Origin of the sequence: Actinomyces sp. HMSC065F11 (assembly GCF_001813085.1) — a bacterium.
GTDB lineage: Bacteria > Actinomycetota > Actinomycetes > Actinomycetales > Actinomycetaceae > Gleimia > Gleimia europaea.
In genome coordinates this window covers 1,247-7,453 of sequence record NZ_KV811484.1, presented here as the reverse complement: position 1 = coordinate 7,453, position 6,207 = coordinate 1,247, and the positions used below count along the sequence as shown (strand labels likewise).

General features: G+C 52.3%; 6 protein-coding genes and 1 pseudogene. All 7 read right to left on the bottom strand.

The window, feature by feature from the left end; genetic code table 11:
- Positions 1-220: 220 nt before the first annotated feature.
- A complete protein-coding gene (locus tag HMPREF2891_RS07380) occupies positions 221-775 on the bottom strand; it encodes a recombinase family protein (protein ID WP_070664756.1) in 555 nt (184 codons plus the stop codon).
- Positions 775-1,596, bottom strand: coding sequence for a Fic/DOC family protein (locus HMPREF2891_RS07375; protein ID WP_070664754.1), 822 nt, complete (start codon positions 1,594-1,596; stop codon positions 775-777). The genes HMPREF2891_RS07380 and HMPREF2891_RS07375 overlap by 1 nt, the downstream gene beginning before the upstream one ends.
- Positions 1,593-1,796, bottom strand: a complete 204-nt coding sequence (locus tag HMPREF2891_RS07370) for an antitoxin VbhA family protein (protein WP_070664752.1) — start codon at positions 1,794-1,796, stop codon at positions 1,593-1,595. Before HMPREF2891_RS07370 ends, HMPREF2891_RS07375 begins: the two co-directional genes overlap by 4 nt.
- Positions 1,793-2,215, bottom strand: coding sequence for an antitoxin VbhA family protein (locus HMPREF2891_RS09695; RefSeq protein WP_261666855.1), 423 nt, complete (start codon positions 2,213-2,215; stop codon positions 1,793-1,795). Before HMPREF2891_RS09695 ends, HMPREF2891_RS07370 begins: the two co-directional genes overlap by 4 nt.
- A gap of 185 nt (positions 2,216-2,400) precedes the next feature.
- Positions 2,401-3,984 (bottom strand): PDDEXK family nuclease, encoded by a 1,584-nt coding sequence (locus HMPREF2891_RS07360; protein WP_070664750.1) that lies wholly within the window; start codon positions 3,982-3,984, stop codon positions 2,401-2,403.
- Between the two features lie 10 nt (positions 3,985-3,994).
- Positions 3,995-5,083, bottom strand: coding sequence for a DNA cytosine methyltransferase (locus HMPREF2891_RS07355; protein WP_070664748.1), 1,089 nt, complete (start codon positions 5,081-5,083; stop codon positions 3,995-3,997).
- Between the two features lie 322 nt (positions 5,084-5,405).
- Positions 5,406-6,207: pseudogene (locus tag HMPREF2891_RS09690) on the bottom strand (hypothetical protein); the annotation flags it as partial.

The following is a 6,207-nucleotide window of genomic DNA, read 5'->3' as shown; positions in this document are numbered from 1 at the left end:
CCGCGTGAACCACGCCGCGCTATGCGCGGCAAAAGTTGGGACTGATCCGTTGGGGTGGGGTATTGACAACCGCGCGCTAGTGCCGCTATCGTTTGCAGTAGCGGACCGCTTCCCTGCGCTTGCGGGGATGACCCGATTTTTTCAATCTAAGGGTTTTGTCCGCTTATATACTCCCTGCGCCTGCGGGGATTAATGAAGGCCCTCCACGCGAGGGCCTTCACTATTTATGAGGGTTCAAGGCTCTTGAGACGGTGGAGCGACTAACACCTAGAACCCGGGCGATTTCAGCATTATTAGAGCCACTTTCCTGCATGGCTCTAGCCGTTTTTAATCGTTCAGGTGTCATGAGTGTGGGGCGGCCTCCAAGCCGTCCTTGGGAGCGTGCGGCGGCAAGGCCCGCTCGTGTTCGCTCTTTAATCAGGTCTCGCTCGAACTGAGCGAAGGCCGCAGCCATGTGGAACACTAAGCGTCCACCTGGTGTGGTGGTGTCGATCGATTCGGTGAGGGAGCGAAACTCAACGCCGCGCTTGTCTAAGTCCTCAATAACTTCTACAAGGTGGGGCAGTGAGCGGCCTAAGCGGTCGAGTTTCCACACTACAAGCGTGTCGCCTTCGCGCAAGTAGTCCATTGCCTTGTCCAGCTGTGGCCGCATGGTTTTAGCTCCCGAGGCGTGGTCAGTAAAGATGCGGCTACATCCTGCCTGGGTGAGAGCGTCTATCTGTCCGTCCAGATTCTGCTCAAGAGTAGACACACGCGCATATCCAACAAGACTCATTACATCCCCCGTCCATAACCGTGATTCCTGCCCTTGCTTTGACGCGGTTTAGGCGCGACGTGCTGGGTTGGATGGTCCAGCTTCTTTATCTGAGGCACCTCTCCAATGCCAGGTAGTGGTGGCCGTAGTGGAGTGATGGCCTTGCTCAATACTTTTGCCAAGCGCGTGTTGCTTCCTGTGGCTTGGCTGTAGAACCGGGCTGCTACAAAGTCCTCAAGCAGTGCCTTGCCGGGGGTGAGTAAATCTTCGTTGAGTTTGTATCCGGCGTGAGCGCAAAGCTGACTGTAGAAAATGAACTGGGTGCGAGTGTTGCCTTCACGGAAGGGGTGAATAGTGTTGATTTCGCCCCATGACTCAGCCAACGCCGATATAAACTCGTCGGAGGCTAGGCCGCGAAAATAGTCATTATCTCTAATGTAAGAGAATTGGTGTTCTGCCGCTTCGGTGAGTGCGGGTCCTGCGGGATAATAGTAGTAGGTGCGCCACGGGGCGTTAGCGTCTCCAGGAGGGTAGTCCACCACGTCGGCATGACCTTTCGCCATGAACGTATCTGGCGCGGTTCGTTCTTGTCCTGCCCATTCGTACACGTCTTGAAAAAGGTGGTAATGAATGGCTTTCATGTGCTGGTAATCAAAACTGCCGTGGATGGGGTGTAAACGCAGTTCACCCGCGCGAAGCGCGGTAGCGGCTTCTTCTGCTACTCGTAGTATTTGAGCGTCAGGCTCCCCATAGGGGTGGGCTGCCGTCACGAATTTATTTCTCAGCGTGGTCGTTCCTGGAATGTAATAGTCGTTCCAAGAGTAGTAACGTTGTTCGATCACTGTGTGCGGCGGATGTGTTGGATGACTTGGGCGAGGTATTCAGTGTCGCTGATTTGTCCAGATAAACACTGCTCGAGCAAATCTCTAATGTAGGCGTCAGTAACAGTGTGGCCAGCTAAAGCAAGCGCAGCATCTGCAAACGACATGGCCTCGCGTACTGCGGCCTGAGTTACTAATCGCGGTTGTGTTGGCACGCTCATAATGTTTCCTCACTTCCGTGGTACACGCCTACCGTTGCGTGTGTTCTAGCCTTGTATTCGTTAGCGTCAATAATACCCGCAGCGTAGTTGGTAAGGTTTTCGACATCTTCTCTGGTCAGCTCGAATCCTTCATGCCACAATGCCGCAAGCGTATTGCGCACGCCGAGGCGTTGCTGCTCATCAAGAGATTGGAAAAGTTTACGAAGTTCTAAGCGCTTAGTCTCAATTGCCACAACATCATCGGGGTCGATAGCACGAACCTGGGCGCGCAACGCAATTCCGGCTTGTTTCCAATGTTCTTGTTCTTCCAAAGCCGTAGCTTGACGCTCCCACTCGACATATTGACCACCGATACGGGTAGTCAGTTCCAAGAGGGCGTCGTAGACCATAGGATCGAAAGCCTGCTTCATTTCACTCATAATGCCTCCCACGTGCTATTCGAATTCTACCGTAGATGCGTGCATTACTCAATGGGTGACGGTTCTGCACGGGTTGGGTTTTGGGCGCTAGTTTTGCACGTTTTGTTTGCTTGGTTTTAAGCGGTTTCTAGTTTTGGTAGTTCAGGCGTGCGTTATCGGTCGATAATGCACGCCGCGTTGTTGAACTAGGCTACGTCTAGGCTGAGGTCGGTTAATCGTATTTGGCGGTTGAGACTGAATAGCTCTCGCAGATTCGAGTGCGTATAAGTGTTGGGGGAAGCGGTTTGCCGTTCGATCATTTTTATGAAGTTAGCGACGGTAATGCCGGAGCCGTTGATTCCTGACTCGTTTACTTCTGCCAGTATTTGCTTATCTATTTGATTAGCGAACCCGCCTGCTATGTAAGAAAAGAACGCTAACGGGTAACTGCTGTGACTGTAGGTGTCGAGTTTGCCAATGTAGTTGTGCACCATGCGGTTGTGGTGATCGCCAGTGATTGAGTATTTCGAGTATGCCTTGTTGTCAATGATGGCCTGGTATCCGTCACTGTCTGAAAGGAGGAGAATATCGGGGGCAGATTTGCTGCCTGTTTGCCCAAGGTGCGTGGTGTTGTATTTGAACACGGTGCTAAAGAGTTCGGTTGTGGCCTTCTCGAACGCTATAGCTTCTTCGGTGCCCTTGAACGCCATCTCGAAGTAGGAAGCCATGAAGGCCCCTATTGAGCCGTGCGGGTAGGCGCGCCACAACACGTCCTCCACAATCGTGTCGAGAATACCTGTCTGGGCGGTTATCTCAGCTATCAGGTCTGGGGTGATAGAGCTGATCGGGCGCGTGATAGATAGTTTGACGAAGGCGTGTTTTATTTTTTGTTCGGCAATAATCCGTTCAGTTATAGTCTTGGTGTTTTCAAGGTTTCGCGTGTCTTTACGATGTTTGGGATCGAGGCCGTATTTGCGCTGGAAGTATTCGTGCGATTCTGGCCGGTCAATGAAGGGCAGGCGCGTATTTAGGATCGCGTTTATTTCGTCGAGTTTATCTTCTAGGGCAACAAGTTGGCGTGCTTCGTTTCGGTGAGCAAGCTGGGTGTATTCCAGCCAGTTAATGATTGTGTTTGCTACATCGATTAGGTGACTGTAAGGGTCATGTGGCTTTGCTGGCCCGCGTGATGGTTTGTATTTGGTTGCAAAGTCGGCATCTAGGCAACTGTCCCCATTCTCGCGGTAGTCCAAGAGTTTGCTTACTACGTGTTCGTAGCATCGTTCTGTTTCGTTTTCGGCTTCAACAATAATGATCTTGCCGATTTCGTCCTGGGTTAGGTATTCAACTCGGCTATCAGTTAGCAGCCGTAGCAAGAAACGAAAGGGGCGTATTTTGAACCGGCTTGAAACGTTTACGTTGCGGCCGATAGAAAAGGCTGAGGGGAACTGATATTTAAGGACTTGGTTGCGCAGGACTTCTACCGGAGAGTCCCCGGCGATGATTGCTTCACCAGCTAAAGTGAGTTTTACATTTCCAGTAGATTCGTGGATGAAGGTAAGGCCAAGAGATTCTAGCCATGCCCGGTATGTGCGCCCACCGGAACCGCCTTGGTCACGTCTACTACCAACCCGTTTTAGTCCGGCCGCTTCAAGTGCATCTTCGTACTGGATGTGGGTGGCGCGTGATCCGCTCCATTCTTGATTCAGCGATATTGCTGCGAACATGGTTAGTGTTTCGGGGATGGAATCAAGTTTGCGTTTAGGGCGGGTCACCCACCAGTAGTTAATCAATTGTGTTGCCTTACCTCAGATTTGCCTCAATCCAAGGGTAGGGTATTCCAGCAAAACTGTTTAGTATTCCAGTGGTCACAACTTGAGCCAACTGCGGAGGCACAGCCATTCCGATTTGTTTGCGCACGCTGGCGTATTTGCCAATGAAGGCAAAGTCATCAGGGAAGGTTTGCAGACGCGCACGCTCCCGGTTGGTGAGTTCTCGATCAGTCCAGTGGTACATGAACGTTCCACCACCACCAGCAGCAGTGACCGTGTAGGCAGGCTTGTTAGGGTTTAGTTTCCTATATATCTGACTGATTCTTGTCTTGGTGTTAATGCGTAGCTCGTCTGGGAAGTCTTTGCCTAGACGATCAGCGGCTTGCCACACGTTCTCACCAGGGCGAATGTAAGAAAGCCTACGGGTGACGGTTTCAGATAGTTGGCGCACTTCGTTATTTGGAGCGTCTACTGGAATGTTAGACAAGGCAGTTCTTGCCGAGATGTCAGCATTAGCCCACTCCGCAGGGTCGGGCACTTGATAGGTCACATCCAGGTCGCTTCTAATGCCGACAATGATTACTCTGTGCCGCGTTTGAGGCACACCGTAAAGCTCGGACTTGTACAAGTGTGTTGTGAGCTTGTAGCCAGAATCTGCCAAGTCTTGCAAAATGGTTTGAAAGTCGCCCGATCCGGCACTTCTAATACCAGACACGTTCTCGGCAATGAACCATTTGGGCTGATACATGCGGAGCACTTCTACCCCGTACCAGTACAGTTGCCCAAACTTCTCATTAGCGAAGCCTTGCCGCTCGCCCACGTGAGAAAAGCTGTTACATGGGAACCCATAGGCAAAAGCATCAATCGCTCCCAGGGAAGATAGGTCGAGGTCGCGCACATCACCTAAGTAAACAGTGTTAGGTGATTGTGGGCTTATATTGTGGCGGTAGGTCTCGCACGTGTCCGCGTCATAATCGTTAGCCCAAGCGTGTTCAACTCTTTGGCTCCCGTCATCACTTGTAGACCCGAGCGCGCCTAACGCCAGACCACCAGGCCCACAAAACAGCTCCCCAAGCCGGTACGTTACCGGAGCGGGCGCGCTGCGGTTTTCGAGTTTCACAGTTTGTCTTTCCCTATTTGTATGCAACTAATCGCAGCATAGCAGCATTGCAACGGTTGCGAAAGTTGATTCACTAAGAGATGTATCGCACGTTGAACATCGATGTCGGCCACGAATCTGCGCGCACGGCATACAAGTGGAATGAGACTACTGACTTAGCATGTCTGCGGTAGTATTGGGGGACCAACCTAGTTGGTAGCGGCCGCGTTTCTCGTGGCGCGGTTCGGCTGTTGTGAAGTAGCTAAAATAAGAGTCGATTGTAGGGGCAAGCATTTGCTTGCCCCTACAACGCTTCTCATGGTGTTTTCCTGTTTTCTGGTTCCTATCTGTGCAGGGCCATGCTAGTAGCATGGGTTGGTGCGCGCCGGGTGGTGGTGGGGTGCTGGGTTGGATGATCCAGCTTCTTGAGCTGCGGTACTTCCCCGATGCCGGGTAGTGGCGGCTTGGTGCGGGCGGGTTCTGTTTCGCGCGATTCTTCCGCTTGGGACTGTTCTTGTTGTTGTTGCCGGGTTTGGGTGCGTTGCAAAGTGTTTACTGCTTCTTCGCTGGGGGTTTGCGGGTTGAGCTGGTCGATGATCCAGTTGGAGTTTTGGATTACCCGCTCCCCGGTGGCGAGGATGGTTTCTTCGTCCGCGTTTGCCCATCCGGCGATGTATCCGGTGGAGTATTCGGCCGTGTCCAGGCCGAAGTATTTACTGACTAGGTAGGCGCATGATTCGGCTTCTACTTCTTTGATTCCCCGGTGCATGGACTCAGTTTGATCTGCCTGGTCCATGTGTAGGCGGGCGTGACTGATCTCGTGGATGAGGGTTTTGAATTGGTGACCTTCGGGAGCGTCGGTGGCTACCGCGATGGTTTTCTCACCTTGCCCCTCGATCATCGGCCGCATTGTTACCCCGTATGCGCCTCCTAGAGCTTTGCGCGTGGTTTCTTCGTACTTGTATCCAAGGTCCGCCACTATCTGTTTAGCGCGCTGCCATAACTGTTCAGAGCGCTGCCCGGTTACTTGAGGTAGGTCTTTTCCCTTGATTGGCTCGCCTTCGGTTTGGTGGTAACCAAACGTGGGGCGCACGGTAAACCCTGTGACAGCGCGTTTCCAGATAATGTCTTTCTTGTCGTACTTA